We start from the raw sequence: 25,443 nt of genomic DNA, 5'->3' as shown, positions 1-25,443 counted from the left end.
AACTGAAATGATACGCATAGGACACGGCTTTGATGTGCACGCCTTTGGCGGCGTAGGTCCGATTATCATCGGCGGCGTGGCAATTCCCTACGAAAAAGGCTTGTTGGCACATTCCGACGGCGATGTGGCACTGCACGCGCTGACCGATGCCTTATTGGGCGCAGTCGCGTTAGGCGATATTGGCAAGCTGTTCCCCGACACCGATATGGCATACAAAGGCGCGGACAGTCGCGGTTTACTACGCGAAGCCTATCGCCAAGTGCGGTCGAAAGGCTATCGCGTGGGCAATGTCGATGTCACGATTATTGCGCAAGCGCCGAAAATGCGCCCTCATATCGACGCAATGCGCGCTTGTATTGCCGAGGATTTGGCATGTGAGATTGGGCAAGTGAATGTTAAAGCCACCACCAGTGAAAAATTGGGCTTCACCGGACGCGGCGAAGGTATCGCTTGTGAAGCGGTCGCCTTACTCTTTAAGGATAACTAATGTCAGAACTCCAATATTTATACGGCAAGCCGCAACAAAGCGCGCGCCTCAAAGCCGAATTCAGCGATTTTATCGTGCGCGAAGAATTAGGTTATGCACTGAGTGGCGAGGGTGAATTCGTGGCTATAAAAGTCCGTAAAACCAATGCCAATACCCTGTTTGTCGGCGAAAAGTTGGCGGCATTTGCCGGCATTTCGGCGAAAAAGATGAGTTACGCCGGTTTAAAAGATCGCCATGCGGTGACCGAACAATGGTTTTGTTTGCATTTGCCCGGTCAAGAAACGCCGGATTTTAGCCGGTTTGCGCTTGAAGGCGTGGAAATTATTGAGGTTACGCGCCATAACCGCAAAATTCGGGTCGGCAGTTTGCAAGGCAACCATTTTGAGATTTTACTGCGCGATCTGAATGAAAGTGCGGTTTTGAACCAACGCTTGCAACAACTGGCGCAACATGGTTTTCCGAATTACTTCACCGAACAGCGTTTCGGGCGCGACGGACACAACCTGACCCAAGCGTTACGTTGGGCGAACGGCGAAATTCAGGTTAAAGATCGCAAAAAACGCAGTTTCTATCTCTCCGCCGCACGCAGCGAGCTGTTTAACCTGATTGTCTCACAGCGGATTGCCGATGGGTTAAGCCGAACGGTAATCAGTGGCGATGTGTTGCAATTGCAAGGCTCGCACAGTTGGTTTGTGGCGCAGGCGGAGGAATTGACCGCACTTCAAGTGCGGTTGGCGCAAAACGATGTCGGGCTAACCGCCCCGCTGATCGGTTCAAAGGAACTTGCCAGCCAAGATCAGGCGTTGTTGCGTGAACGGGCGGTGGCGGAGCAACATCATGCTTTGGTCGAATTAATGCACAAAGAGCGGTTGCAAAACGCGCGCCGTTTAATCGTGGCAAAACCGCAGCATTTCGCTTGGCAATTTGAGGCGGAAGGCTTGCGTTTGCAGTTTTACCTCGACAGCGGCAGTTATGCCACCGCACTGGTGCGCGAATTGGCGTTGTTGGTTGAAGATGAATAATAAGGGAAATTATGCATATTTTACTCAGTAACGACGATGGCATTCACGCCGAAGGGATTCAAACCATGGCGGCGGCATTGCGTAAATTTGCCACCGTCACCATCGTCGCCCCGGATCGCAACCGCAGCGCCGCGTCCAGTTCGCTGACCTTGGTCGAACCGTTGCGTCCGCTTAAATTGCCGAACGGCGATTACTGCATTAACGGCACGCCGGCGGATTGCGTGCATTTGGCACTGAACGGCTTTTTGTCCGGACGGGTGGATTTGGTGGTGTCAGGCATTAATGCCGGCGCCAATCTGGGCGATGACGTGATCTATTCCGGCACGGTGGCGGCGGCGTTGGAAGGGCGGCATTTGGGCTTGCCGTCGATTGCGGTTTCTCTTGACGGGCGGATGTATTACGAAACCGCGGCGCAAGTGGTGTGCGATCTGATTCCGACCCTGCATGACACGGTGTTGGACCGCCGCGAGATTATCAATATCAATGTGCCGGATATTCCCTATGCCGAATTGAAAGGCTTACAAGTGACCAAACTGGGTTACCGCGAATCGGCGAGCGCAATGGTGAAACAGGTTGATCCGCGCGGCGAAAGCATTTATTGGGTCGGCGCCAGCGGTTTGCCGGAATACAGCGGCGAAGGTACGGATTTTCATGCCGTCGCCAACGGCTATGTCTCGCTGACCCCGATTCAAACCGATATGACCGCCCACCAGTCGCTGCAACGTTTGCAGGATTGGGTCAAACTTGATCGAAGCGCAACGGATTAAAACATGTCGAAATTGGAACAACGCCGCTTGGTAGAACGCCTGCATTCACAAGGAATTCAAAATCATGCCATTTTACAGGCGATGTATGACATTCCGCGCGATTTTTTTGTACAGGAAGCGTTTAGCCGCCGTTGTTATGAAAACATGGCGATTCCGATCGGCGAAGGGCAAACCCTGTCGCAACCCTATATTGTGGCGAAAATGAGCGAATTATTGCAACTAAACGCACAAGATAAGGTCTTAGAAATCGGTACCGGCAGCGGTTACCAAACCGCACTTTTAGCCAAGCTTTGCCGTCAGGTTTACAGCATTGAACGGATTAAAAAACTGCAATGGCAGGCGATCCACCGCTTGAAAAAACTGGAGCTGCATAATGTGCAATTGCGCCATGCCGACGGTTGGCAAGGGTGGGCGGCAAAAGCGCCGTTCGAGGCGATTATCGTGACGGCGGCGGCGGAAAATATGCCGGTGGCGCTGTTGCAGCAATTAAGCGACGGCGGGCGGATGGTGGTTCCGCTCGGCAAAGAGATTCAGGTTTTACAACTGATCACCCGTGTCGGTGATAAATATCATGTTGAAAAGATTGAAGAAGTAAAGTTTGTACCTTTAGTAGCAGGAGAGCTACAGTGAAAATTTTTGGAAAAATGTATGATCAGATGATGCGCTGGTCGCGCCACCGTTTGGCAATTTATTGGCTGTCATTTGTCAGTTTTATTGAGGCGATTTTCTTTCCGATTCCGCCGGATGTGATGTTGATTCCGATGTCTATGAATAATCCGAATAACGCCTTGAAATATGCGCTTTATACCGCACTTGCTTCGATGTTGGGCGGCTTGGTCGGCTATGCCATCGGTTATTATGCCTTTGATATGGTGCAGCAGTATATTGTGCAATTTGGTTATCAGGCGAAATTGGAACAAGTTACCGCATGGTTCAATCAATGGGGAATTTTGGTGCTGTTTGTCGCCGGTTTTTCGCCGATTCCGTATAAAATATTCACCATTGCCGGCGGTTTATTACATATGGCGTTGTTGCCGTTTGCCGTCACCGCCTTTATTTCGCGCGCGGCGCGTTTTATTTTAGTTGCCAAATTATCCGCTTGGGGCGGACCGAAAATCGAGGCGAAATTGCGCCGTTCTATTGAAGTGATCGGCTGGGGCGTGGTAGTCTTAGCCGTTATTGCTTATTTTATTTTGCGTTAATTAAGATTGAGAGAAGGTAAGGATTTGAATATGAAAAATAAACTGTTCGTTTTGCCGACCGCACTTGCTCTTGCCGTGCTGGCGGGATGTAGCAGCAGCGGTGGTGCGCCGGTGCAAAGTGCCGACGGTAATCTGTCGCCGGGCATTATGCAGCCGGTCGAATCCAGCGGCGCGAGCAGCGGCAGCTGGCAGCCGGAAATCCAACAGCAAAACATGCCGGCAAGCATGACGGTGCAACAGGCGATACAGCAGCCAATCGGACAAGTGCAATCACAGGCGCAACAAGTACAACAAAATGTACAAAGTGCGGTACAGCAACCGATTGGACAAGTGCAGCAGGCGCAACAAACGGCAACTGCCGTCGGCAGCCAAACGCGCACCAATAATGTCTCGCAAGACTTTACCATTCCGCGCGACACCACCACCAACGCGCCGATTTATAATCAAATCGACAAAGGTTTCTACAAAGGCGACACCTATACCGTGCGCAAAGGCGATACTATGTTCCTGATTGCCTATATTTCCGGTCTGGATGTGGCGGAGCTTGCCGCAAAAAACAAGATGAGCGAGCCGTATAATCTGCGGGTCGGACAAGTGTTGCAAGTCGGCAACGGCAGTGCGGTTAGCCATGCGCCGGCAGCCACGGCGAGCACACCAGCGGCAGCGACGACCGCAAGCGCCGCAGCAACGGCGCCGACACAACCGGCGGTAACTTATACGCCGGGTCCGAATAACACCCGATATGGTTCGGACGGCACGATTACCGGTCCGGTGAAAGCCTCGGCAGGCAATGTCGCCACTATGGCACAGCAGCAGGCGCAACAAGCGGTAACCGCAACCGCTGCCGTAACACCGCCAAGTGCGGTCAATTCAAACATCAGCTGGCGTTGGCCGACGAATGGTAAAGTCATCCAAGGCTTTTCTTCATCCGACGGCGGCAATAAAGGCGTGGATATTTCCGGTTCGCGCGGACAAGCGGTTAATGCCGCTGCCGCAGGACGGGTGGTGTACGCCGGTAATGCACTGCGCGGCTACGGCAACCTGATTATCATCAAACATAACGATGATTTCCTCAGTGCATACGCGCATAACGAAACTATCTTGGTCAAAGATCAGCAAGAAGTGAGTGCGGGACAACAAATTGCCAAAATGGGCAGCTCCGGCACCAACTCGGTTAAACTGCACTTCGAAATCCGTTACAAAGGCAAGTCGGTTGATCCGACCCGCTATTTACCGGCGCGTTAAAACGGGTTCATGTAATAAGAACGGGCATTTTTGCCCGTTTTTATTTATCCGAAGGAAAAGGGAGACAAAAATGAAGATTTTATTTATTTGTCTGGGCAATATCTGTCGTTCGCCGATGGCGGAGTATATTCTGCGGCATAAGCTTGTGCAAGCGCGTTTGCAAGATTGGGTTATGGTGGATAGCGCCGGTACCGCGGGTTATCATGACGGCGAAGATATGCACCGCGGCACGGCGCAAATGCTACGGCAACACGGCATAGATAAGTGCGGTTTTGTCAGCCGCAAAGTACACAACAGTGATTTGCACGAATTCGATTACTTGATTACGATGGATAACAGTAATTTAGCGGACTTGTATAAACGCTTTGGCAAACAGGCGAAGATTTTTAACATCACTGATTTAGTGCCCGATTTGGGCTTTGATCATATTCCCGATCCTTGGTACAGCGGCGATTTTGCGCAGACCTACACCTTGTTGGAACGCTGTTGTCAGCAATTACTGCAGCAAATCAAATCGCGCTATCGCGAGTAAATATCAATTTTGTGAACTGGCACGAAACTTGGCGGATGAAATGATGGTAAAATAAACAAGTCGTATGATTAGCTAAGGAGTTTGCCATGTTTCCCGAATACCGCGATTTAATCAGCCGCTTGAAGCTGGAAGATGCCCATTTTGCCCGTTTATTTGATAAACATAACGAGTTGGATCACAAAATTATTGCGATTGAAACCAACGTTGAATTAGGCACCCATGAAGAGGTTGAAAATCTGAAAAAAGAGAAGTTACGCTTAAAAGATCAACTGTATCTGATTTTGAAAAATGCTGCCGCGCAATAATAAAATCCCGTCGAATGACAGGATTTTATAGTTGAGCTAAGATGAAGCGGTTAGGCTAGCAAACCTGCCGCTTTGACCACCAATGCCACGGCTTTGCCTTCGGCGGCTTTAATCGTGCTTTCGTTCGGAATTTCCTGCTGTGTGCGATTGACGATCACCGCGGAAATCATACCGGCGCGCAAGCCCAAGGCAGAACACATGGTAAACAAGGTTGCCGATTCCATCTCAAAGTTCATCACGCCCAAATCCTGCCACTCTTTCAATGAACCGCGGAAACGACGGCAAACTCTGCCGCTGTAAGTGTCGTAACGCTCTTGTCCCGGGTAAAACGTATCGGAAGAGGCGGTGATACCGACATAGGTGGTTTCGCCGCTTTCTTGCGCCACTTGGTGTAATACCGAGGTGCATTGGAAATCCGCTACTGCCGGAAATTCCAACGGCGCAAAATGCTGGCTTGCGCCGTCCAAGCGTACCGCACCGGTGGTGACCAAAATGTCGCCGACATTAATTTGCGGTTGAATCGCGCCGGTTGTGCCGATACGCAAAAAGGTGCGCACGCCCAACTGTGCTAATTCTTCCACCGCAATCGAGACCGACGGGCCGCCGATCCCGGTCGAGCAGACTACAATCGGTTTGCCGCCGACATACCCTAACCATGAGGTGTACTCACGGGTTGAAACCAAAAATTTAGGGTTGTCCATCAATTGTGCAATGCGCTCGACGCGTGCCGGATCGCCCGGCGTGATCGCAACAGTCGCGCCTTGTAAATCGGCTTTGGTTAATCCTAAATGAAATACATCAGACATACTCTTTTCCTTCTTATTGTTATGGTGCAAAGAAAGAATGTTACGCCAAATTTTTACGGATTAATATCCCGAAGTATTGGATTTTGCATAGAAATTAACGTTTCTGTGGACTGGATCTCATCTATGAGTTGAATTTTGCTTGCCAACACCGAATGAAGCTCCTCAATGGTATGGGTCATCACCTTAATAAAGATCGAATAATTGCCGGTGGTGTAATAGGCTTCGACCACTTCATCAAAGGTTTGCAGTTTTTTAATCACCGCATCGTAATCTTTGGCGCTTTTCAAGATAATGCCGATAAAACAGCAGACATCATAACCCAACTTACGTTCGTTGATCCGCACTTTGGTGCCTTCGATCACGCCGGATTGGCGCATTTTTTCCACCCGCACATGAATGGTGCCCGGACTGACCCCGAATTTCTTTGCCATTTCCGCATACGGGGTGCGCGCGTCTTTGGTTAACACGCGTAGGATCTGTTGATCCAGCGCATCAATTTGAGCGACATTTTGACTTGTATGTTGCATAAGCCCCTCTAATTTAGGTTTGAATTTAGTTTTTTTTCAAAAAAAACCACCTTAAATTGATAGATGAATACATATTAACAAAAAAAATTAAAAAAGTATTGGAGTTTTTTGTCTGTTTGTTGAATAATGCACAAAAACGAGGTTAAACCCGATTTTTATTTAATAAATCCAGAAAACCATTTAAAAAAGAATAGAAAAATCATGAAAAATTCATTTATTTTGCAACAACAAGAAATCAGTTTTGTTAAAAACACCTTTACCCAAATGTTAAAAGAACACCTGAAAATCGTCGAGGTACAAGGTCCCTTGCTAAGCCAAGTCGGTAACGGCATGCAAGACAACCTGTCCGGGGTGGAAAATGCGGTGCAGGTGAATATCCGTGAAATCCATGGCGTGCGTTTCGAAGTGGTGCACTCATTGGCGAAATGGAAACGCCATACCTTGGGGCGCTTTGACTTCCAACCGAACGAAGGGTTGTTTGTGCATATGATTGCGCTGCGCCCGGATGAAGACAGCCTCGATCAAACCCATTCGGTGTTTGTTGACCAATGGGATTGGGAGCGCGTGATTCCGCAAGGTTCGCGCAATTTGGCCTACTTAAAAGAGACAGTACGTTCGATTTACACAGCGATTAAAGAAACCGAACAAATGGTGGAAGTGCAATTCGGGATCAAAGGCTTTTTACCGCCGGAAATCACCTTTGTCCACAGTGAAGATTTAGCCCGCCGTTATCCGGATCTCAGCAGTAAAGAACGTGAGAGTGCGATCTGTAAAGAACATGGCGCGGTGTTTTTAATCGGTATCGGCGGCAAATTATCCGATGGCAAACCGCACGACGGGCGCGCACCGGACTACGATGACTGGACCACCCCGAGCGAAGGCGAATACAAAGGCTTGAATGGTGATATTTTGGTGTGGAATCCGGTATTGGAATCGGCATTTGAATTGTCTTCGATGGGGATTCGGGTGGACGAAGCCGCCTTGCGCCGCCAATTGACGATTGCCGGTAACGAAGAACGCGCCGAGTTCCCTTGGCATCAGGATCTGTTAAACGGCAGATTGCCGCAGTCTATCGGCGGCGGTATCGGACAGTCGCGTTTGGCAATGTTGTTGCTGCATAAACAACATATCGGACAAGTCCAATCCAGTGTCTGGCCGAAACACATTATGGATCAATACGATAATATTTTGTAATTTTGGTTTTACTTGCAGCACTTTTTTATTTTTTAACTTTTTATTTTTGATTTTTTTACTCGGAAAGCAAATATCCCCATCAGACCCTAACGCTCAGGCGGGGTGTTTGTTTCCACCGCCGCCACCGGCTTGCGGGTGGAAAAATCAAAAACGCCAAGGTTTGGAGGCGGCATTATACGGCGAACCGCTCGAATACATTTCTCTTCGTTACCTCAACCGCACTTTGTTTGTTACAGTTAATCGCGACAAGCAAAGTGCGGTTTTGCGTTTCTCACTTGCCTAATTTGGTGTAAAATCAATTCAATTTTTTATTGCGAGAGATTCTGTTATGACGAAACAAAAGTTAAGCGTGGTGATCTTAGCTGCCGGCAAAGGCACGCGTATGTATTCCGATTTACCGAAAGTGCTACACACCATCGCCGGTAAACCGATGGTGAAACACGTAATTGATACCGTGAAAAAATTGGGGGCGGCAAACATTCATCTGATTTACGGACATGGCGGTGAAGTAATGCAACAGCGTTTGCACGGCGAGCCGGTGAATTGGGTGTTGCAAGCGGAGCAGCTTGGCACAGGACACGCCATGCAACAAGCCGCACCGCACTTTGTCGATGATGAAAATATTCTGATGTTGTACGGCGACGGGCCTTTGATCACGCCTGAAACGCTGGAAAAACTGATTGCCGCCAAACCACAAAACGGCATTGCCTTGCTGACCGTCAAGTTAGACGATCCGACCGGTTACGGACGGATTATCCGCCAAGACGGCAATGTGGTGGCGATTGTCGAACAAAAAGACGCCGACGCTGAGCAGTTGAAAATTCAAGAAGTGAACAGCGGCGTGATGGTGGCGAGCGGCGCAAGTTTTAAAAACTGGCTGGCACGTTTAAACAATAACAATGCACAGGGCGAATATTATATTACCGACGTGATCGGCTTTGCCAACCAAGACGGCTGCCAAGTCACTGCGGTTTCGGCGGCGGACAGAATGGAAGTGGAAGGGGCAAACAACCGTTTGCAGATGGCGCAACTGGAGCGTTACTACCAACAGCAACAGGCGAAAAAATTGCTGTTGGCGGGGGTGATGTTGGTCGATCCGAACCGTTTTGATCTGCGTGGCGAGTTGAGCCACGGCAAAGACGTGGAAATCGATGTGAATGTGATTGTCGAAGGGCACGTGGAACTGGGCGACCGCGTGCGGATCGGCGCGGGCTGCGTGTTGAAAAACTGCCGTATCGCGGCTGACGTTGAAGTTAAGCCGTATTCGGTGATTGAAGATGCGGTGATCGGCGAAAGTGCGGTCATCGGCCCGTTCTCACGCTTGCGCCCGGGGGCGGAACTGGCGGCGGAAACCCATGTCGGCAATTTTGTTGAGATCAAAAAAGCGCTGGTCGGTAGAGGCTCGAAAGTCAATCACCTGACTTATGTCGGCGACGCGGAAATCGGCAGCAACTGCAATATCGGCGCAGGCGTAATCACCTGCAACTACGACGGCGCAAATAAATTCAAAACCGTGATCGGCGATAACGTGTTCGTCGGCTCAGACTGCCAACTGGTTGCGCCGGTCAGTATTGCCGACGGTGCCACCATCGGCGCAGGCGCAACCGTCACCAAAGATGTTGCGGAAAACGAGCTGGTGATCAGCCGTGTGCCGCAACGGCATATTGCCAATTGGCAGCGACCAAGCAAAAAGAAATAATCCGCTTAACCTTCTCCATCGGTAAATGTTATCTTGCTGATGGAGAAATATTCTGCAAAATCACAAAAAAACTGTGATCTTCCTTACGTTTTCAATAATAAAAACCGCACTTGGCTTGCATTCTTTTATGGAGTGCAGGTATCATCTCGCCATGCCGAAATGACATCATTATTCAACCAGAGAACACGCGTCGCTCAGATTAGGAATCGGAATGAAAGCCCTGCCAAATGCCGTTTTACGCCTCAGTTTCACCCTAAGTTTGTTAGCGGTGACGGCGGTTGCGCAAGCAGGAAGCTACCCCGATTTGCCCGAACCGATTAAATTCGGCAGCGGCGCAGTAATCGGCGATACGGTGTATGTCGGTTTAGGTAGCGCAGGCAAGCAGTTTTATGCCTTGGATCTCAGCCACAAAAAAGCGCAATGGCAAAAAATTGCCGAATTTCCGGGGGGCGAACGCCAATATGCGGTCGCCGCCGCATTAAATGGCGAGTTGTATATTTTTGGCGGCTTGCAAGCCGGGGAAAACGCTTTGCAAGTTGTGAATGACGCCTATCGCTATGATCCGCAACAGGATCGTTGGTTGGAATTGAATACGCGTGCGCCACGCGGCATTGTCGGCGCCGGGGCGGTGGTGTACCAAGATAAAATTTATTTGCTCGGCGGTAATAATCCGGAAGTGCTGGGGGCTTATTTGCAAGATTACGCCAAGGCGGCGGATCAACCGAGCAAAACGGCGGTAAAACAGGCTTACTTTCAACAACCGCCGCAGGATTATTTTTTTACCACTGAATTATTGAGCTACCAAGCAAATGAAAACCGTTGGCGTAACGAAGGCAAATTGCCTTTCACCGCCAGAACCTGTGCCGCAGTCGTCGGACAAGGGGAAACGGTATTGGTGGTCAACGGTGCGGTTAAGCCGGGCTTGAATACGGCGAACACTCAGCAGGGACGGATTGGCAAACAACGGGTGGAATGGAAGAAACTGCCTGATTTGCCGGCGGTTGCCGATCATGGGCAAGAAGGGGTAAGCGGCGCAGGCGGCGGTTACAGCCATGGTTATTATTTGGTGGCAGGCGGCACCAATTTTCCCGGCGCGCAACAACAGTTTCGACAGGGAAAACTGTTTGCCCACGAAGGTTTGAGCCAAGCGTGGCACGATGAAATTTATACTCTGAAAAACGGTCGTTGGAAAATGATTGGCGAGCTGAATCAAGCGGTCAGCCATGCGGTCACCGTGTCCTACGACAACAAAATGTTATTAATCGGCGGCGAAAGTGACGACGGCAAGGCATTAAGTGCGGTGCAAGTCCTCAGCTACGACGGCAGCCGGTTAATTATCGAATAACAAACTTTCCTCTATTTAGTTTGTACTTCCCCCTTATCCGCAAGGATAAGGGGATTTTTTTGTTTACGGAATCTCAAAGTGCGGTTGTTGAACCGCACTTGAGTGATGTTACTCTTTATCCTTGGCTAAGAATTTCACTGCCAGATCCGGGAAGTCGGTGAAGATCCCGGTGGCGCCGGCTTGATTCAGCAAGGCGTCAAACATTTGATCGATATTGCCGAAAAACGGCGGTAGCGCGTCTTTACGCACCGTGTAAGGGTGCAATTCTAATTTTTGTGCGGCGATTTCAGCAACCAGCGGCGTGTATTGAATGTTACCCGTAGTCGAGGCTTTATCATCGACCAGCATATACCAACCGGGGCCGACACCGTCGGCATATTTCGCCACTTCCGTCATTGCGCCGGGTTTAAACATCCAATCGTAGTCATAGTTAACCCATTTGCCGGCGGCATTTTTCTCTTCGGTTTCATGCCAATCGGTATAGGCAATCAGTTGCACCAGTTTGATATCCATGCCCAATTGCGGCAGTAGTTCGGTTTTAATCCGTTTTAATTCATTAAAGTCAAATGTTTGCAGATAGACCGCGGAATTTTTATCGGTGTAACCGTATTTTTTCAGCACTTTTAGGGTTTCCAAAGCAATATCTTTGCCTTCTTGGTGGTGCAGCCAAGGCGCTTTGATTTCAGGATAAATCCCGATTTTCTTGCCGCTGGATTTTTCCAATCCCTGAATAAATTCGATTTCATCTTCAAAGGTATGGATTTTGAAATTGGATTGCCAGAGTGGGAAACGGTCGGGATAGACCTGCACTTGTTTGCCGTTTTCCTCTTTGAAATTTTCCGTCATTTCTAAGCTTTGAATCTCTTTTAAGGTGAAATCCGCCACATAATAGCGTCCGTCTTTACGTGCGCGTTGCGGAAATTTTTTCGCCACATCGGTTAAACCGTCGAGAAAATGATCATGGATCACGACCAGACGATTATCTTTGGTCATGGCTAAATCTTGTTCCAGATAATCGGCTTTTTGTCCGAATGCCAAGGCTTTGGATTCCAGGGTATGTTCCGGCAGATAGCCGCTGGCGCCGCGGTGGGCGATAACCAGTTTATCGGTTTGTGATGTCGGGACATTGTTAACACAGCCCGCAAGTGCGGTTGAAGCAATGAGGGCGACAGCTAAATAGTTTAATTTCATTGTCTTTTCCTTTCTGCAGATAAAAAGAAAGACGAAACCGGGTTCGTCTTTCGTGGGAGTGAATTATTTGATTAAGCGATCTTCTTCGGCGATTCGGGCTTTGTGTTTGCCTTCTTCCACCATAGTGATCAACATTAACACGCAAGCCAACACGGCACCGCCGATCATAATGTAGAAACCGCCGTCCCAGCCGAATTTGTCAGCCGCCCAGCCGATCACCGCACTTGCCGCCACCGTACCGCCAAGATAGCCGAATAAACCGGTGAAGCCCGCTGAGGTGCCCGCCGCTTTTTTCGGTGCCAGCTCAAGGGCGTGCAAGCCGATTAACATCACCGGACCGTAAATCAGGAAGCCGATAATGGTCATCATGATAAAGTCGGTCAATTGATACGGATTTTGATACCAAGGCAAAGCAGCGTAGTGTGCCAACTCGGATTCCGGAGTTGCCGGATTGAGCCAGAACACGGTAACAGCGATTGTTACCATCACCATGAATACAAAACCGGTGAGTCCGCGTTTACCTTTGAATACTTTATCCGACATCCAACCGCACAACAGCGTGCCCGGAATCGCCGCAAATTCATAAATCGCATAGGCGGAGGCGGTCGCCTTAATATCGAAGTGTTTCACTTCGCCTAAGTAAACCGGCGACCATTTCAACACGCCATAGCGAATCAGATAGACGAATACGTTGGCAATCGCGATATACCATAACAAACGGTTTTTCAGCACGTAAGTGACGAAAATTTCTTTGGTGCTCAAATCATGTTCGTAGGTTTCTTCGTTATAGTCGTCCGGATAATCGTTTTTGTATTTTTCGATTGGCGGCAGACCGCAAGATTGCGGGGTGTCGCGCATGACGAAGTACAGAATAAATGCTGCAATTAATGACGCGATACCCGGGTAGTACAGTGCTTGCTGCCATACATGACCGAAAGTCACTTTTGCCACTTCAGGATGATTGGCGGCATACACCATACTGGCGATCCCGACCAGAATTGCCGGCACCATCCCGCCGAGGTTATGTGCGGTGTTCCAAATCGAAACAATAGTTCCGCGTTCGCTTTTTGACCACCAGTGCACCATGGTACGCCCGCTCGGCGGCCAGCCCATGCCTTGGAACCAACCGTTGATAAACAACAGCACGAACATAATCAAAATGCCGGAAGTCGCCCAAGGCACCAAGCCCATCAAGGTCATACACATCCCGGACAACGCCAAACCGAACGGCATAAACATTTTCGGATTTGAACGGTCGGAAATCGCCGCCATAAAGAATTTGGATAAGCCGTAAGCCAAACCGGGCGCAATCCCGATAATCCCCAGTTCGGTTTTGGTATAAAGCCCGGCTTCGATTAAGCCTTTTTGTGCTAAATCGAAATTACTACGGGTAAAATAATAGGCGGCATAACCAAAGAAAATGCCCATGAACACCTGCCAGCGCAAGCGGGTATAAGTCGGCTCAATTTTTTCTTGAGGTAATAACGGCTTATGTGCCGCCGGTTTAAAAAAACCTATCATAAAACACCTCTGTTTTAGTGTAATGGTAAAAGTAAGGATTGTGTGCAAAATACAGCAATTTGTATTTGGAAAAGAATAATAACAACTTTTTCATGGATTTCTATGTTCGAATGCGAAAATTGGGATCGTTATCACATTCATTTTAGACGATATTTTTTTAAGCTGTCATCAAACTGTAATAAAAAAGCACACATTGAAGGCAATGAGTGCTTTAACTAATTGAATTAATTATTTTTATTGATTCATTTATTTTTTCCAATTTTTCAACGCGTCGGCAAACGCATTGTTACCGATGTTTGTATTCGGACGTGATGGGCGGGCGCGGTTGTTCGGATTGGAACGCTCGCCGTTGGCGTTGCGTTTTTCGCCGCTGCCGACCGCACTTTTATCCTGCGGCTGTTCGTCTAAACGGCAACTGAGGGCGATACGTTTGCGGGCGACGTCCACGTCCATCACTTTCACTTTCACCACGTCACCGGTTTTCACCACTTCATGCGGATTTTGCACGAATTTGTCGGATAATGAGGAGATATGCACCAAACCGTCTTGATGGACGCCGATATCGACAAACGCGCCGAAGTTGGTGACGTTGGTGACCGTGCCTTCTAAAATCATGCCGACTTTGAGATCGGTGATTTGCTCCACGCCGTCCATAAAGGTGGCGGTTTTGAATTCACCGCGCGGGTCGCGCCCCGGTTTTTCCAATTCGCTTAAAATATCGCGCACCGTCGGCAAGCCGAAACGTGCGTCGGTAAATTCGGCGGCGTTTAATTGGCGCACCGCACTGGCGTTGCCCATTAAATCCCTGATGGTTTGCGAAGTGGCGCTGAGGATTTTTTCCACCACCGGATAGGCTTCAGGGTGCACGCTAGACGCATCGAGCGGATTTTTGCCGTGGTTGATACGCATAAAACCGGCGCATTGCTCGAAGGCTTTCGGCCCTAGGCGGCTGACTTTTTTCAGTTGTTCACGGCTGTCGAAACGTCCGTTTTCATCGCGGTATTTGACGATATTCTGCGCCAAGGTTGCGCTCATGCCCGCCACCCGCGCCAACAACGGCGCAGAGGCGGTGTTGAGATCCACCCCGACCGCGTTCACGCAGTCTTCCACGACCGCGTCCAATTTACGCGCCAGTTGGCTTTGATTGACATCGTGCTGATATTGCCCCACGCCAATCGCTTTCGGATCGATTTTCACCAATTCCGCCAAGGGATCTTGCAAGCGACGGGCAATCGACACCGCGCCGCGCAGCGAAACATCTAATTGCGGGAACTCTTGCGCCGCCAGTTCGGAGGCGGAATAGACCGACGCACCGGCTTCGCTCACCACCACTTTTTGCGCCTGCCAATCGTTCGATTTCGCTAAAATGTCCGCCACAAAACGTTCGGTTTCGCGCGAAGCCGTGCCGTTGCCGATCGCAATCAAACCGACGTTGTATTTTTTGCCCAATTGGTAAATGCTCACCATCGCTTTATCCATTTGTCCGGTGTGTGGATAAATGGTGTCGGTGGCGAGCAATTTACCGGTATTATCCACCACTGCGACTTTCACGCCGGTGCGCAAACCGGGATCAAGCCCCATGGTGTTTTTCGCGCCGGCAGGCGCAGCCATTAAAAGTGCGGTCAGGTTGCGCGCAAACACATCAATCGCTTCGCTTTCCGCCTGTTCGCGCAATGCCGCCATCAGCTCGGTTTCTAAATGCAATGAAATCTTAATCCGCCACGTCCAACTGATCACCTGCCGCCGCCAACTGTCGGCAGGCTGCTGATTGAAATCCGCGCCTAAATGTTGGCGGATAATCTCCTCGCAATGGCTTTGGCGCACGCTGTCATCTTGATCGGGATCGGCATTCAAACTCAGTTGCAAAATGCCCTCATTGCGTCCGCGCAACATCGCCAAGGCACGGTGCGACGGCACGCTTGCCAAACGCTCTTGATGGTCAAAATAATCCTGAAATTTCGCCCCTTCCGCTTGTTTGCCGTCGATCACTTTCGCTACCAATACCGCACTTTTCTGCAAATAGGCGCGCACTTTTGCCAATAATTCCGCATCTTCGGCAAAACGTTCCATTAGGATATAACGCGCGCCGTCCAGTGCCGCTTTGCTGTCGGCAACGCCGTTTTCGGCATTCAGATAAGCAAGTGCGGTTTGTTCCGGCACCTGTTGCGGATTTTGCCACAGGCTGTCGGCAAGCGGTTCTAACCCGGCTTCGATCGCAATTTGCCCTTTGGTGCGGCGTTTCGGTTTATACGGCAGATAGAGATCTTCCAGTTCGGTTTTGCTTTGGCAGCTTTCGATTTTGGCTTGTAGCTCGGTGCTGAGTTTGCCCTGATCGGCAATGGATTTCAGAATGGTTTGACGGCGCTCGTCCAGCTCGCGCAAGTAGAGCAAGCGGGTTTCAAAATGGCGCAGTTGGGTGTCGTCCAAACCGCCGGTCACCTCTTTACGGTAACGGGCGATAAACGGAATGGTGTTGCCTTCGTCCACCAGACCGATGGCGGCTAAAATTTGTTTGGCTTGTACATTGAGTTCTTGCGCAATGGTTTGGCTGATTTGTTGGTTTTGCATAGTGGATCTCTTGGGTAAAAATACAAAAGAGCTCAAATTGCAGATAAAGATGAAATGTAAAAGTAGGGGCGGATTATATCTCCGCCCGAACCGCACTTTGCATTTACCTTTTATTGGTTAATTGTTTATATCGTACTTCGTAAACGGGCGGATATTTAATCCGCCCTTACTTTGTTTCATAAACTACCTTTGCCAATCATTTGAGCGTAGTAGCGGTAATCTAATAGTAAGAATGTTCGCCGTGTTGGTGTTCGGTCACATCACGCACGCCGTTTAACTCGCCGGCGAATTGTTCCAACAGTTGTTTTTCGATACCGTCTTTCAGGGTGACATCCACCATCGAACAGCCGTTGCAGCCGCCGCCGAATTGCAACACCACATAACCGTCGTCGGTCAGCTCGATTAAGGTAATGCGCCCGCCGTGGCTCGCCAGTTGCGGATTGATTTGGGTTTGAATCACATAATCCACGCGCTCGATTAACGGTGCGTCGTCCGCCACTTTCTTCATTTTGGCGTTCGGCGCTTTCAGCGTCAGTTGCGAACCCATGTCATCGGTAACAAAATCCAGTTCGGCGGCTTCCAAAAACGGATAACTCACTTCATCAACAAAAGCGGAGAAACTGTTGTATTTCAGTTCGGTATCCGTGGCTTCAACCGCATTCGGTGGACAATAAGAAACACCGCACTCGGCGTTCGGCGTCCCCGGATTCACCACAAAAATACGAATATTTGTGCCTTCTTCTTGTTGTTCCAACAACTTGGCAAAATGCGCCTGTGCGCTATCAGAAATTTGAATATACATAAGTTACCTTAACAGTTGAGGGTAATATCCGACCTATCTTGTCGGAATTTAGTTAGCGAAATAATACGCCTTAATCGCTTTTTTTTCCAGTTTTTCTGTCAGTGTGCTGTGCTAAGATAGCCGCCACGGTTTAGAACAAGGAGTAAAACATGACAATCCGCTATTTCGGGCAAACCCCGCGTTTTTCGGAAGCCACCGTCGCCAACGGCTTTATTTTTCTTGCCGGGATGGTGCCGGAAAACAGCGATGTGGATATTTATCAACAAACCCGCGATGTGTTGGCGCAAATCGACGGCTGGCTGGCAAAGTGCGGTTCGGGTAAAAACCATCTGCTCGAAGCCACGATTTTCCTTACCGATATGGCGGATTACGACGGCATGAACCGTGCTTGGGACGAATGGGTGAACCCGCAACACAGCCCTGCACGCGCCTGCGTTGAAGCAAAATTGGCAAAAGCCGACTGGAAAGTAGAAATTAAACTGTCGGCGCTGCAGGCTGATCGCCCTTAGCTATTTGGCTTGATATGCCGCTTGTAACCCTAAATAGGAAACAAAAGGCAGAAAATCGCGATCACGAAACAACAACGGAATCCGTCGGCGAATACAAAAACCGGCGATCATCACATCATTACGTTTGCGAATGATAATGCCTTGCCGGCGCAAAGTGCGGTAATCTTGTGCATAACGTTGTGCATTATCAACGCCTAAAATCTCAAAGCACGGCAAGGCGGCAAGTGCGGTCTTGGCTTGGCGATACTCTTTCTCAAGCCGAAAGCCTTGCAGAATTTCCATTAAAATGACATCGGTCAATGCCACTTGTCCGTTTTGTAGCACATCGTCCAACTGATCCGTTTGCGGATTGATCACCCCATTGAAATAATCAATCCATACGCCGCTATCCGCGATAATCATCTTGCATGCTCCGCATTTCGGCAAGATCACCTTCCCAGTGCAACGCACCGCGTAACTCACGGATTTTTTGTTGTCGTTTCTGCTGCACCAGCAACTGCAAACCGGCTTCCACCGCTTCACGTTTACTGCGTAACCCCGATAGCAATAAGGCTTCATTCATTAAATGATCGTTAATCACAATATTGGTACGCATATTTCCCTCCATTAATTTTGCTGTGCGGGTTTTGATGTGTATGCTTTATTTAAATTATACACATAAATTATGATTGCGCTAGGTACGACATAAACACCACACCTGAATTTGTGTGATACCGCACTTTTGCAGCAGTCGGCAGAGCTCCGCCATGGTTGCGCCGGTGGTGATCACATCATCGACAATCGCCACCGAGCGGTAACGGATTTCACTGATTTTCGGGTTTAAGGCAAAGGCTTTTTTCAGATTGTTGCGCCGCTGTTTGCTGTCTAATCCGCGTTGCGGCGGCGTGTGGCGCAACCGTCGTAATAATTGGCTATCACACGGAATGTTTAACCAATGGGAAAGCTGTTGCGCCAGCAGTTCCGCTTGATTGTAACCGCGCTGCCAATGGCGTAGTGCGTGTAACGGCACAGGCAAAATCACTTCCGGCAAGGCTAACCCATGCGTGCGCCGCGCCTGCCATATCGCCAGCAACAGCAAACGCGCCAACATACGGTCAAGCTGAAACTGGCGCTGGAATTTAAACCGATGAACCAACGATGACAACGGCGCTTGAAAATGGCTGACCGTGACCAAACGCTGCCACGGTGGCGGATCGGTCAGGCATTTGCCGCAATGCGGCGTATCAAACGCCAATTCCGCGCCGCAACTGCCGCAATAGCGGAAACGCGTGATCTCGCGATTGCAACGGTTGCAAATGCCGTGCTTTGCTAAAGCGAGGGTAGACCGGCACAAAATACAGCTTGCGCCGAGCCAATTGTCTCCGAATAGATTTGTTATTCGCATTTTGGTTGTGAATCAGTGTTAGATTGAGATCAAAAAATAGCGGAAAAGTGCGGTTTGCGCCATTCAGTAGCGCGATTTTTACGATCAGGATTCCAAAAATCTTTTATACTTAGCGCACTTTTCTATCTGAATCCGGGAGTTTTTATGTTAGATCCGCAACAGGTCAAAATCGTGTTTTTTGATATTGATGAAACCCTGTATATGAAACATCAACGATACTTGCCGTCGTCGGTGGCAACCGCACTGGTCAAATTGCAACAAAACGGCATTACTGCGGCAATTGCCACCGGGCGCTCGTTGTGCTCAATGCCGCACGAGGTCAATCAATTGGTGAAGCGCCTGCCGATTGAGTTGTTAGTGACAATTAACGGGCAATACAACAGTTATCGCGGGCAGCCGTTGCAGACTTATCCGTTGGCATTGGCGGATATTGAACGCATTGTGGCGTTTTTCAAACAACATGGGATTGATTATGCGTTTGTCTCCGAACGTGATGTGGCGGTAAACCGTGTTACCGCGGAAATCGCCAATGCAATGGATCCGATCACCCAAAACTATATTGTTGATACCGACTATTATTTGAAACACCCGGTGTATCAAATGTTGCCGTTTTATACCCAAGCGCAGGATCAACTGATCGCCGATTCCGGTATTTTGCAGCAGCATTTGCGAGTGGTGCGTTGGCATGATTATTCGGTCGATCTGTTTGCCGCCGAAGGCTCAAAAGCGCGCGGAATTAAGACGGTATTGCGGCATTTCGGGCTAACCGCAGAAAATGCGGTGGCGTTCGGCGACGGGCTGAATGATCTGGAAATGCTGCGCGAAGTCGGGTTTGGCGTAGCGATGGGCAATGCCCACCCCGAACTGAAAGCCGTTGCCGATTATGTGACTGCGGATATTGCCGATGATGGTTTATATCAGGGATTACTGGATTTAGGTTTAATTGATTAATCCGGGCAAAGTGCGGTTTGCGGACCGCACTTTCGGCAGGATTGCGCAAAATTTAAACGTTCTGGCCGCTTTTCGCCAATCTCGCCGATTATTTGTTAAATCAGGATTGCGTCATGCGGTTAATCGGTGCAATATAACGCCCATTGTCAATTGCGCCAACGGGCGAGGAAAGAAGTCACGCAATGGGGTCAGTACAGAAAAAATTTACGCCGTTTTTAGAGTTTAACCGCGAACAGTGGGCGGCGTTGCGTAAATCTGCGCCACTGACCTTAACCCAGCAAGATCTAGAGCCGTTACTTGGTTTTAATGAAGAGCTTTCCTTAGAAGAAGTCAGCACCATCTATTTGCCGCTGACCCGTCTGGTCAACTATTACATCGAAGAAAATCTGCGTCGCCAAACGGTGTTGCACCGCTTCTTAGGGGTTGAAACACCGAAAGTACCGTATATCATCAGTATTGCCGGCAGCGTGGCGGTCGGCAAAAGCACCTCGGCGCGGATTTTGCAGTCGCTACTCAGCCACTGGCCAAAGAAACGTACAGTGGATTTGATTACCACCGACGGTTTTCTCTATCCGTTGGCGAAGTTGCAGCAAGACAATCTGTTGCAGAAAAAAGGCTTTCCGGTTTCTTATGACACGCAGCGTTTGATCCGCTTTATTTCGGATATTAAATCCGGCAAACGTAATGTGAAAGCGCCAATTTATTCGCATTTAACCTATGATATTGTGCCGAATCAGTACAATGTGATCGATCAACCGGATATTTTGATTCTGGAAGGGCTGAATGTGTTACAAACCAGTGCCAATCACGGACGCAAGCCGGATCGACTGTTCGTGTCGGATTTTGTCGATTTTTCGATTTTTGTCGACGCCAAAGAATCGCTGTTGAAAAACTGGTACACCAAGCGTTTTCTCACTTTCCGCCAAGGGGCGTTCAGTGATCCGAATTCTTATTTTCATCATTATTCTTCTTTGTCCGAGCAAGAAGCGGTTGCCACCGCACAGCATATTTGGGAGACGATTAACGGATTGAATTTAAAACAAAATATCCTGCCGAGTAGTGAGCGAGCCAATCTGATTTTGGTCAAGGGCGCGAATCATGCGATCGAATGCGTGAAATTGAGGAAGTAGGAAACCGCACTTTTATTGGTTATACTGATGTTCTCTGTTTCTATTCGGTGAGCGTTTATGACCCCATTTCTTGAATTACAAGGTGTTACCTTTCAGGCACAGCAATTGCTGCGTTATCCCGACTCTCAAATAGCAGCTAACCAAGTCACGTTTTTGCAAGGCCCGAGCGGCAGTGGCAAAAGTACCTTATTGCGTTTGATTAATGCCATTGAATCGCCGAGCAGTGGCACGATTCGCTATCAAGGGCAAGATATTGCGCAGCTCGACAGTGTGCAATTACGCCGCGAACTGTTATTGGTGAATCAACGTTTGTTTTTGTTTGCGCAGTCGATTCGGCAAAATTTCCAACTGTTCTACGATTATTTAGACAAATCCCCGCCGGAAGACGCGCAAATCAAAACCTTTTTGCAGCTTTGTTGTGCGGATTTCGCCTTAGAGACCTCGTGTAATGTGTTGTCCGGCGGCGAGCAGCAACGGGTGTTTCTTGCCTTGGCCTTGAGTTTACAACCGAAATTATTGATGTTGGACGAACCCACGTCCGCATTGGATGAAGCCTTGGCGGAACAGGTGCTCGGCGATATTCTGGCTTATTGCCGCAAACAGGGGATTACGGTGCTGGCGATCAGTCATGATCAGCAGTTGGTGCAGCGCCATGCCGATCAAATTATTCCGATTAGCAAGGATTAAGTGATGAATGATGTGAGTATGAATTTACTGAATTTCAGTTTGGTCTATTTATTACTGCTGGTGGTGTTGTATGTGATGAAGAAGAATCATATTCGGCAGTCCAAGTTGTTGTTAATCGCCAGTGTGCGCATGACGTTACAACTCATTATTGCCGGTTGGGTGTTGACCTATATCTTTGGTCACCCAAGTCCGATTTTCACCATGTTATATGTGGCGGCAATGGTGATTTTTGCCATTCATCGGGTGTTATCCAAAAATCCGAATTTGAACCGGCAATTTAAGCAGTCGATTGCGTTGGCAATGACGTTTTCCGGTTTAAGTATTATCGCTTTTTTTGTGGTAGTGGTGACGAATCAGCAACTGTTTAATCCGCAATATGTGATTCCGCTCGGCGGCATGATTATGGGCAATGCCATGACGGCGCTGAATTTGGGGATTAAGACCTTTCGTGAAAGTCTGCAATCCGAACGGGATAAGATTAACACCCTGTTAAATTTCGGAGTTACCCCGGAAAAAATTCTGTTGCCATATGTCAATCAGGCGGTCGAAACCGCACTTTTACCCACCTTGAATTCGATGTTGGGCATGGGCATTATCGCTTTGCCGGGCATGATGACCGGGCAGATTCTTTCCGGCACGCTGCCAAGCACGGCGGTGTTATACCAAATTGCGATTATGATTGCGATCTGTACCGCCGTCAGTTTATCTCTGTTTGCCGCGCTCTATTTCGGCCACCGCACGTTGTATAATCAACGTAATCAAATTCATCTGCCGCAATAATCTTTTGCAAGTAAAAACCCCAAACAGCGTGTTTGGGGTTTGGTTTGTATCTAGCCCATGATTTCGGCTTAATAAGCGGTTGCGTCCTTGACTTCGCGCATATCCGGCAATTGGTGGGCAATCCCTTTGTGACAGTCGATACAGGTGTTGCCGTCTTGAATCGCTTTGCTGTGCATTTTTGCCGCTACGGTTTTTTGTTGGCTGAAATCCATATTGTCGAAGTTGTGGCAGTTGCGGCACTCTTGCGAATCGTTGGCCTTCATCCGTTCCCACTCGCGTTCAGCCATATGTAAGCGACGGGAATTGAATTTCTCAATCGTGTCGGTGTAGCCCATCACGTGCGCATACACTTCACGGCTGGCTTGCAATTTACGAATCATTTTCGGCACGAATTCATGCGGCACATGGCAATCCGGACAAGTCGCTTTCACGCCGCTGCGGTTTTGGTAGTGCGCGGTGTGCAGATATTCCGGATAAACATCATTGCTGTGACAGCTGACGCAAAATTCTTCGGTGTTGGTTTGTTCCATGCCGTAATTGAAACCGACCCACGAGATAATGCCGGCAATAAACGCCACTACTAACAGGGTGCCGACTGCGATTTTACTTGGCGAGCGGAACCATTGCCAAAAGCGTTTGATCAGATTTTTTATCATATGTCCGCTCCTTATTTATCGCCGTAACCCGGTAATGGCTTAAATTCGTTCTCGATAATCGGCGCAACATCGGATTGCGAAATATGGCACTGAACACAGAAATAGCGGCGGGGCGACACTTCGCCACTGACGACGCCGTCACGGCTGGCGAAGTGAGTCGGGCTGATACGGGTTGCGCCGGTCACACGCGAAGCTTGTACGCTGTGGCAATTCAAACATTGGTTGATATTTTTAGTCACTTGATAATTTTTAGTGCTATGCGGCACCATAGGCGGTTGGTTGACGTAACTCAACGCCGCTAACTCGCTCTCTTTCGGTTGATTATGGAATGCCGGTGCCGTATTTTCCGGGGATGTGGCGAGATCTTTCCCTACCGGATAGACATCCTGTGCCAAGGCGGAACCGCACAGTCCACTTAACAATAAACCTGCCAATGCTAATACTTTAGTCTTTTTAATCATCGCTCACTCCTCGCATGATCAAATCTTGTGGTAAATTTAAAAACAGATTCAGGGCAGACATCAATACAACGTCCGCAACTGATACAATCTTTGGATAACACTAATAAATTTTGTTGTTTGCCCTCGTCTTTACTGCCGAAGAGCGGATTTCTTAATACTTGCGGTTCCGGACAAATGTTAAAGCAGTCCATGCAGCGATCACAGCGTTCGCGATCAATCACTTTAACCCGAATAACACCTTTGGCACCGATCACACCGTATGCCGCGCCAATCGGACAGAGGTGTCCGCACCAACCGTGTTCGACGATGAGTAAGTCAAACAGGAACAGTGCCAACAATAGCCAAACGGTTGCGCCGAAGCCATAAATCAAGGCGCGTCCCAGCGCGGCAACCGGGTTGATCCATTCCCACAACAACATGCCGCTGGCGGCACTGCCGATTAAAATCATCACTAAAATGCCGTAACGCAAAGAGCGATCCGGCTTGGCACTTTGGCGGATATTGAGTTTACGTCTTAACCAAGCGGCGCTGTCGGTCACCACATTTAGCGGGCAACACCAACCGCAAAAGACTTTACTGCCTAATACGGCATAAACCGCAATCACAATCAACCCACCCAAAAGTGCGGTCAACTGCGGCCAATATCCCGTTACCAAACTTTCCGCCATAATCAGCGGATCGGTTAAGGGAATCGTATCCAACAACATACTGCTGCTGTAGTTACCGTTTAAGATCCAAATCCCGAACCACGGACCGGACAAAAACATTGCCAAAATGCTCAGTTGCGACAAACGGCGCCAAAATAAAAAGCGGTTTGCTCGCCACCAGCCCCGTTTTTCGCGGGCTTCACGTCCTGCCAGATTAATCGCATTTGCCATTACGGATTCTCCGGTAATACGTTTTGTGGCAAGCCGTTTTCAGGCAGACGAGTCGGCAGCCTAATCATTTCGTCAGGCAATAATGAATGACCGACCTTCTCTTTCTCTTCCCAACCCAAGCGGTAATGCTGACCTAACATGCCTTTCGCCAAAGAGATCGGTAATACTTTAATCGCCGCTTCTTCCAAAACACAGGCTTGCTCACACTTGCCGCAGCCTGTGCAGGCATCGGAATGTACCGTCGGAATAAATTTGGCATGACGGTCACTGCGCTCATTGTGCTGCATTTCCAAGGTGATCGCTTTGTTAATCAGCGGACATACCCGATAACAGACATCGCAACGCAAGCCTTGCCAATTCAGACAAGTTTCATGATCAAGCAGTACCGACAATCCCATTCTGGAATCATCGATATTATCTTGGCTCGAATCCAACGCGCCGCTCGGACAGGCTTTGGCGCAAGGAATATCCTCACACATTTCACACGGTTTATCGCGTGCAATAAAGTAAGGCGTTCCGGCTTCCAACGGTGACAACAGCGAGGCAAGATGTAACATATCATACGGACAGGCTTGTACACATTGCCCGCAGCGGATACAAGCGGCAGCAAAATCTTTCTCATTTTCCAGTGCAAAAGGCGGTCGCAGTGCCACGCCTTCGCGTGCCAAGCTTTGCTGCTGTTGCAAACCCAGTAATAATCCGATAGCGGCCAGACCACCCGCGGTACGGGTGGTATCTTTTAAAAAGCGCCGGCGGTTCGGATTAAGTACGGGTTTACGGATCATGTTTCGACC

General features: G+C 49.1%; 30 protein-coding genes. 17 read left to right on the top strand and 13 right to left on the bottom strand.

The window, feature by feature from the left end; all coding sequences use genetic code 11:
• Window positions 1–7: 7 nt before the first annotated feature.
• From ispF to ACWA5Z_RS02915, 8 genes are all read left to right on the top strand, one after another.
• On the top strand, window positions 8–487 hold the full coding sequence (gene ispF, locus ACWA5Z_RS02950) for a 2-C-methyl-D-erythritol 2,4-cyclodiphosphate synthase (protein WP_431054276.1): 480 nt from the start codon (window positions 8–10) through the stop codon (window positions 485–487).
• Window positions 487–1,509 carry a tRNA pseudouridine(13) synthase TruD gene (truD, locus tag ACWA5Z_RS02945; RefSeq protein ID WP_431053839.1) on the top strand — a complete coding sequence of 341 codons (1,023 nt, stop codon included), beginning with the start codon at window positions 487–489 and terminating at the stop codon, window positions 1,507–1,509. Before ispF ends, truD begins: the two co-directional genes overlap by 1 nt.
• Window positions 1,510–1,520: 11 nt before the next feature.
• Window positions 1,521–2,276, top strand: a complete 756-nt coding sequence (gene surE, locus ACWA5Z_RS02940; RefSeq protein WP_431053838.1) for a 5'/3'-nucleotidase SurE — start codon at window positions 1,521–1,523, stop codon at window positions 2,274–2,276.
• A 3-nt stretch (window positions 2,277–2,279) separates the two neighbouring features.
• Window positions 2,280–2,906, top strand: a complete 627-nt coding sequence (locus ACWA5Z_RS02935; protein WP_431053837.1) for a protein-L-isoaspartate(D-aspartate) O-methyltransferase — start codon at window positions 2,280–2,282, stop codon at window positions 2,904–2,906.
• Window positions 2,903–3,478 carry a YqaA family protein gene (locus tag ACWA5Z_RS02930; RefSeq protein WP_431053836.1) on the top strand — a complete coding sequence of 192 codons (576 nt, stop codon included), beginning with the start codon at window positions 2,903–2,905 and terminating at the stop codon, window positions 3,476–3,478. The genes ACWA5Z_RS02935 and ACWA5Z_RS02930 overlap by 4 nt, the downstream gene beginning before the upstream one ends.
• A 30-nt stretch (window positions 3,479–3,508) precedes the next feature.
• A complete protein-coding gene (gene nlpD / locus ACWA5Z_RS02925) occupies window positions 3,509–4,723 on the top strand; it encodes a murein hydrolase activator NlpD (protein ID WP_431053835.1) in 1,215 nt (404 codons plus the stop codon).
• A 70-nt stretch (window positions 4,724–4,793) separates the two neighbouring features.
• The gene (locus ACWA5Z_RS02920) at window positions 4,794–5,255 is read left to right on the top strand and encodes a low molecular weight protein-tyrosine-phosphatase (RefSeq protein WP_431053834.1); all 462 of its coding nucleotides are present in this window, start codon (window positions 4,794–4,796) and stop codon (window positions 5,253–5,255) included.
• Between the two features lie 86 nt (window positions 5,256–5,341).
• The gene (locus ACWA5Z_RS02915) at window positions 5,342–5,560 is read left to right on the top strand and encodes a YdcH family protein (RefSeq protein WP_431053833.1); all 219 of its coding nucleotides are present in this window, start codon (window positions 5,342–5,344) and stop codon (window positions 5,558–5,560) included.
• 50 nt (window positions 5,561–5,610) lie between these two features.
• Here ACWA5Z_RS02915 and udp read toward each other — a convergent pair whose 3' ends face one another.
• Together udp and asnC are read right to left on the bottom strand one after the other, a co-directional pair.
• Window positions 5,611–6,366, bottom strand: a complete 756-nt coding sequence (gene udp, locus ACWA5Z_RS02910; RefSeq protein WP_431053832.1) for a uridine phosphorylase — start codon at window positions 6,364–6,366, stop codon at window positions 5,611–5,613.
• Between the two features lie 53 nt (window positions 6,367–6,419).
• On the bottom strand, window positions 6,420–6,893 hold the full coding sequence (asnC, locus tag ACWA5Z_RS02905) for a transcriptional regulator AsnC (protein ID WP_431053831.1): 474 nt from the start codon (window positions 6,891–6,893) through the stop codon (window positions 6,420–6,422).
• A 201-nt stretch (window positions 6,894–7,094) separates the two neighbouring features.
• Between asnC and asnA the strand changes: the two genes are divergently transcribed.
• The 4 genes from asnA (at window position 7,095) to ACWA5Z_RS02885 (ending at window position 11,131) form a co-directional block, all read left to right on the top strand.
• Window positions 7,095–8,087 (top strand): aspartate--ammonia ligase, encoded by a 993-nt coding sequence (asnA, locus tag ACWA5Z_RS02900; protein WP_431053830.1) that lies wholly within the window; start codon window positions 7,095–7,097, stop codon window positions 8,085–8,087.
• A gap of 106 nt (window positions 8,088–8,193) precedes the next feature.
• Entirely contained in the window at window positions 8,194–8,370 is a 177-nt protein-coding gene (locus ACWA5Z_RS02895) for a hypothetical protein (protein ID WP_431053829.1), read from the top strand.
• Window positions 8,371–8,415: 45 nt separating this feature from the next.
• Window positions 8,416–9,786, top strand: a complete 1,371-nt coding sequence (gene glmU, locus ACWA5Z_RS02890; RefSeq protein ID WP_431053828.1) for a bifunctional UDP-N-acetylglucosamine diphosphorylase/glucosamine-1-phosphate N-acetyltransferase GlmU — start codon at window positions 8,416–8,418, stop codon at window positions 9,784–9,786.
• A 211-nt stretch (window positions 9,787–9,997) separates the two neighbouring features.
• Complete coding sequence (locus ACWA5Z_RS02885) at window positions 9,998–11,131, top strand: N-acetylneuraminate epimerase (protein ID WP_431053827.1); 1,134 nt, start codon at window positions 9,998–10,000, stop codon at window positions 11,129–11,131.
• Between the two features lie 108 nt (window positions 11,132–11,239).
• On the opposite strand, the gene glpQ is transcribed toward ACWA5Z_RS02885, so the two are convergent.
• The 4 genes from glpQ to nfuA all read right to left on the bottom strand — a co-directional run bounded on the left by glpQ (window position 11,240) and on the right by nfuA (window position 17,213).
• Window positions 11,240–12,322 carry a glycerophosphodiester phosphodiesterase gene (gene glpQ / locus ACWA5Z_RS02880; RefSeq protein WP_431053826.1) on the bottom strand — a complete coding sequence of 361 codons (1,083 nt, stop codon included), beginning with the start codon at window positions 12,320–12,322 and terminating at the stop codon, window positions 11,240–11,242.
• Window positions 12,323–12,385: 63 nt separating this feature from the next.
• Window positions 12,386–13,843 (bottom strand): glycerol-3-phosphate transporter, encoded by a 1,458-nt coding sequence (gene glpT, locus ACWA5Z_RS02875; RefSeq protein ID WP_431053825.1) that lies wholly within the window; start codon window positions 13,841–13,843, stop codon window positions 12,386–12,388.
• A 246-nt stretch (window positions 13,844–14,089) separates the two neighbouring features.
• The gene (locus ACWA5Z_RS02870; RefSeq protein WP_431053824.1) at window positions 14,090–16,411 is read right to left on the bottom strand and encodes a Tex family protein; all 2,322 of its coding nucleotides are present in this window, start codon (window positions 16,409–16,411) and stop codon (window positions 14,090–14,092) included.
• Between the two features lie 220 nt (window positions 16,412–16,631).
• Window positions 16,632–17,213, bottom strand: a complete 582-nt coding sequence (gene nfuA, locus ACWA5Z_RS02865) for a Fe-S biogenesis protein NfuA (protein ID WP_431053823.1) — start codon at window positions 17,211–17,213, stop codon at window positions 16,632–16,634.
• A 149-nt stretch (window positions 17,214–17,362) separates the two neighbouring features.
• Here nfuA and ACWA5Z_RS02860 point away from each other — a divergent pair, with 149 nt between their 5' ends.
• Complete coding sequence (locus tag ACWA5Z_RS02860) at window positions 17,363–17,722, top strand: RidA family protein (protein WP_431053822.1); 360 nt, start codon at window positions 17,363–17,365, stop codon at window positions 17,720–17,722.
• Here the strand turns inward: ACWA5Z_RS02860 and vapC are convergent, their stop codons facing one another.
• From vapC to ACWA5Z_RS02845, 3 genes are all read right to left on the bottom strand, one after another.
• The gene (vapC, locus tag ACWA5Z_RS02855) at window positions 17,723–18,124 is read right to left on the bottom strand and encodes a type II toxin-antitoxin system VapC family toxin (protein WP_431053821.1); all 402 of its coding nucleotides are present in this window, start codon (window positions 18,122–18,124) and stop codon (window positions 17,723–17,725) included. It lies immediately after the preceding gene.
• A complete protein-coding gene (locus tag ACWA5Z_RS02850; RefSeq protein ID WP_431053820.1) occupies window positions 18,108–18,317 on the bottom strand; it encodes a type II toxin-antitoxin system VapB family antitoxin in 210 nt (69 codons plus the stop codon). The genes vapC and ACWA5Z_RS02850 overlap by 17 nt, the downstream gene beginning before the upstream one ends.
• 78 nt (window positions 18,318–18,395) lie before the next feature.
• On the bottom strand, window positions 18,396–19,106 hold the full coding sequence (locus ACWA5Z_RS02845) for a phosphoribosyltransferase family protein (protein WP_431053819.1): 711 nt from the start codon (window positions 19,104–19,106) through the stop codon (window positions 18,396–18,398).
• Between the two features lie 144 nt (window positions 19,107–19,250).
• Here ACWA5Z_RS02845 and ACWA5Z_RS02840 point away from each other — a divergent pair, with 144 nt between their 5' ends.
• From ACWA5Z_RS02840 to ACWA5Z_RS02825, 4 genes are all read left to right on the top strand, one after another.
• Entirely contained in the window at window positions 19,251–20,057 is an 807-nt protein-coding gene (locus ACWA5Z_RS02840) for a Cof-type HAD-IIB family hydrolase (protein WP_431053818.1), read from the top strand.
• 182 nt (window positions 20,058–20,239) lie between these two features.
• On the top strand, window positions 20,240–21,187 hold the full coding sequence (coaA, locus tag ACWA5Z_RS02835) for a type I pantothenate kinase (protein WP_431053817.1): 948 nt from the start codon (window positions 20,240–20,242) through the stop codon (window positions 21,185–21,187).
• Window positions 21,188–21,244: 57 nt separating this feature from the next.
• Window positions 21,245–21,874, top strand: a complete 630-nt coding sequence (locus ACWA5Z_RS02830; protein WP_431053816.1) for an ABC transporter ATP-binding protein — start codon at window positions 21,245–21,247, stop codon at window positions 21,872–21,874.
• A gap of 3 nt (window positions 21,875–21,877) precedes the next feature.
• The gene (locus tag ACWA5Z_RS02825) at window positions 21,878–22,654 is read left to right on the top strand and encodes an ABC transporter permease (RefSeq protein WP_431053815.1); all 777 of its coding nucleotides are present in this window, start codon (window positions 21,878–21,880) and stop codon (window positions 22,652–22,654) included.
• Between the two features lie 68 nt (window positions 22,655–22,722).
• On the opposite strand, the gene ACWA5Z_RS02820 is transcribed toward ACWA5Z_RS02825, so the two are convergent.
• The 4 genes from ACWA5Z_RS02820 to napG are packed head-to-tail and all read right to left on the bottom strand — an operon-like array spanning window position 22,723 to window position 25,434.
• Window positions 22,723–23,310 carry a cytochrome c3 family protein gene (locus ACWA5Z_RS02820; protein ID WP_431053814.1) on the bottom strand — a complete coding sequence of 196 codons (588 nt, stop codon included), beginning with the start codon at window positions 23,308–23,310 and terminating at the stop codon, window positions 22,723–22,725.
• A gap of 11 nt (window positions 23,311–23,321) precedes the next feature.
• Entirely contained in the window at window positions 23,322–23,771 is a 450-nt protein-coding gene (locus ACWA5Z_RS02815; protein WP_431053813.1) for a nitrate reductase cytochrome c-type subunit, read from the bottom strand.
• Window positions 23,768–24,649: a quinol dehydrogenase ferredoxin subunit NapH gene (gene napH, locus ACWA5Z_RS02810; protein WP_431053812.1), complete on the bottom strand. Its 882-nt coding sequence runs from the start codon at window positions 24,647–24,649 to the stop codon at window positions 23,768–23,770. The genes ACWA5Z_RS02815 and napH overlap by 4 nt, the downstream gene beginning before the upstream one ends.
• Entirely contained in the window at window positions 24,649–25,434 is a 786-nt protein-coding gene (napG, locus tag ACWA5Z_RS02805) for a ferredoxin-type protein NapG (protein ID WP_431053811.1), read from the bottom strand. The genes napH and napG overlap by 1 nt, the downstream gene beginning before the upstream one ends.
• Window positions 25,435–25,443 lie beyond the last annotated feature (9 nt).

The sequence above is a fragment of the Testudinibacter sp. P80/BLE/0925 genome, assembly GCF_053570785.1.
The sequence above is the reverse complement of the archived record's forward strand: the minus strand, read 5'-3'. Positions and strand labels throughout refer to the sequence as shown.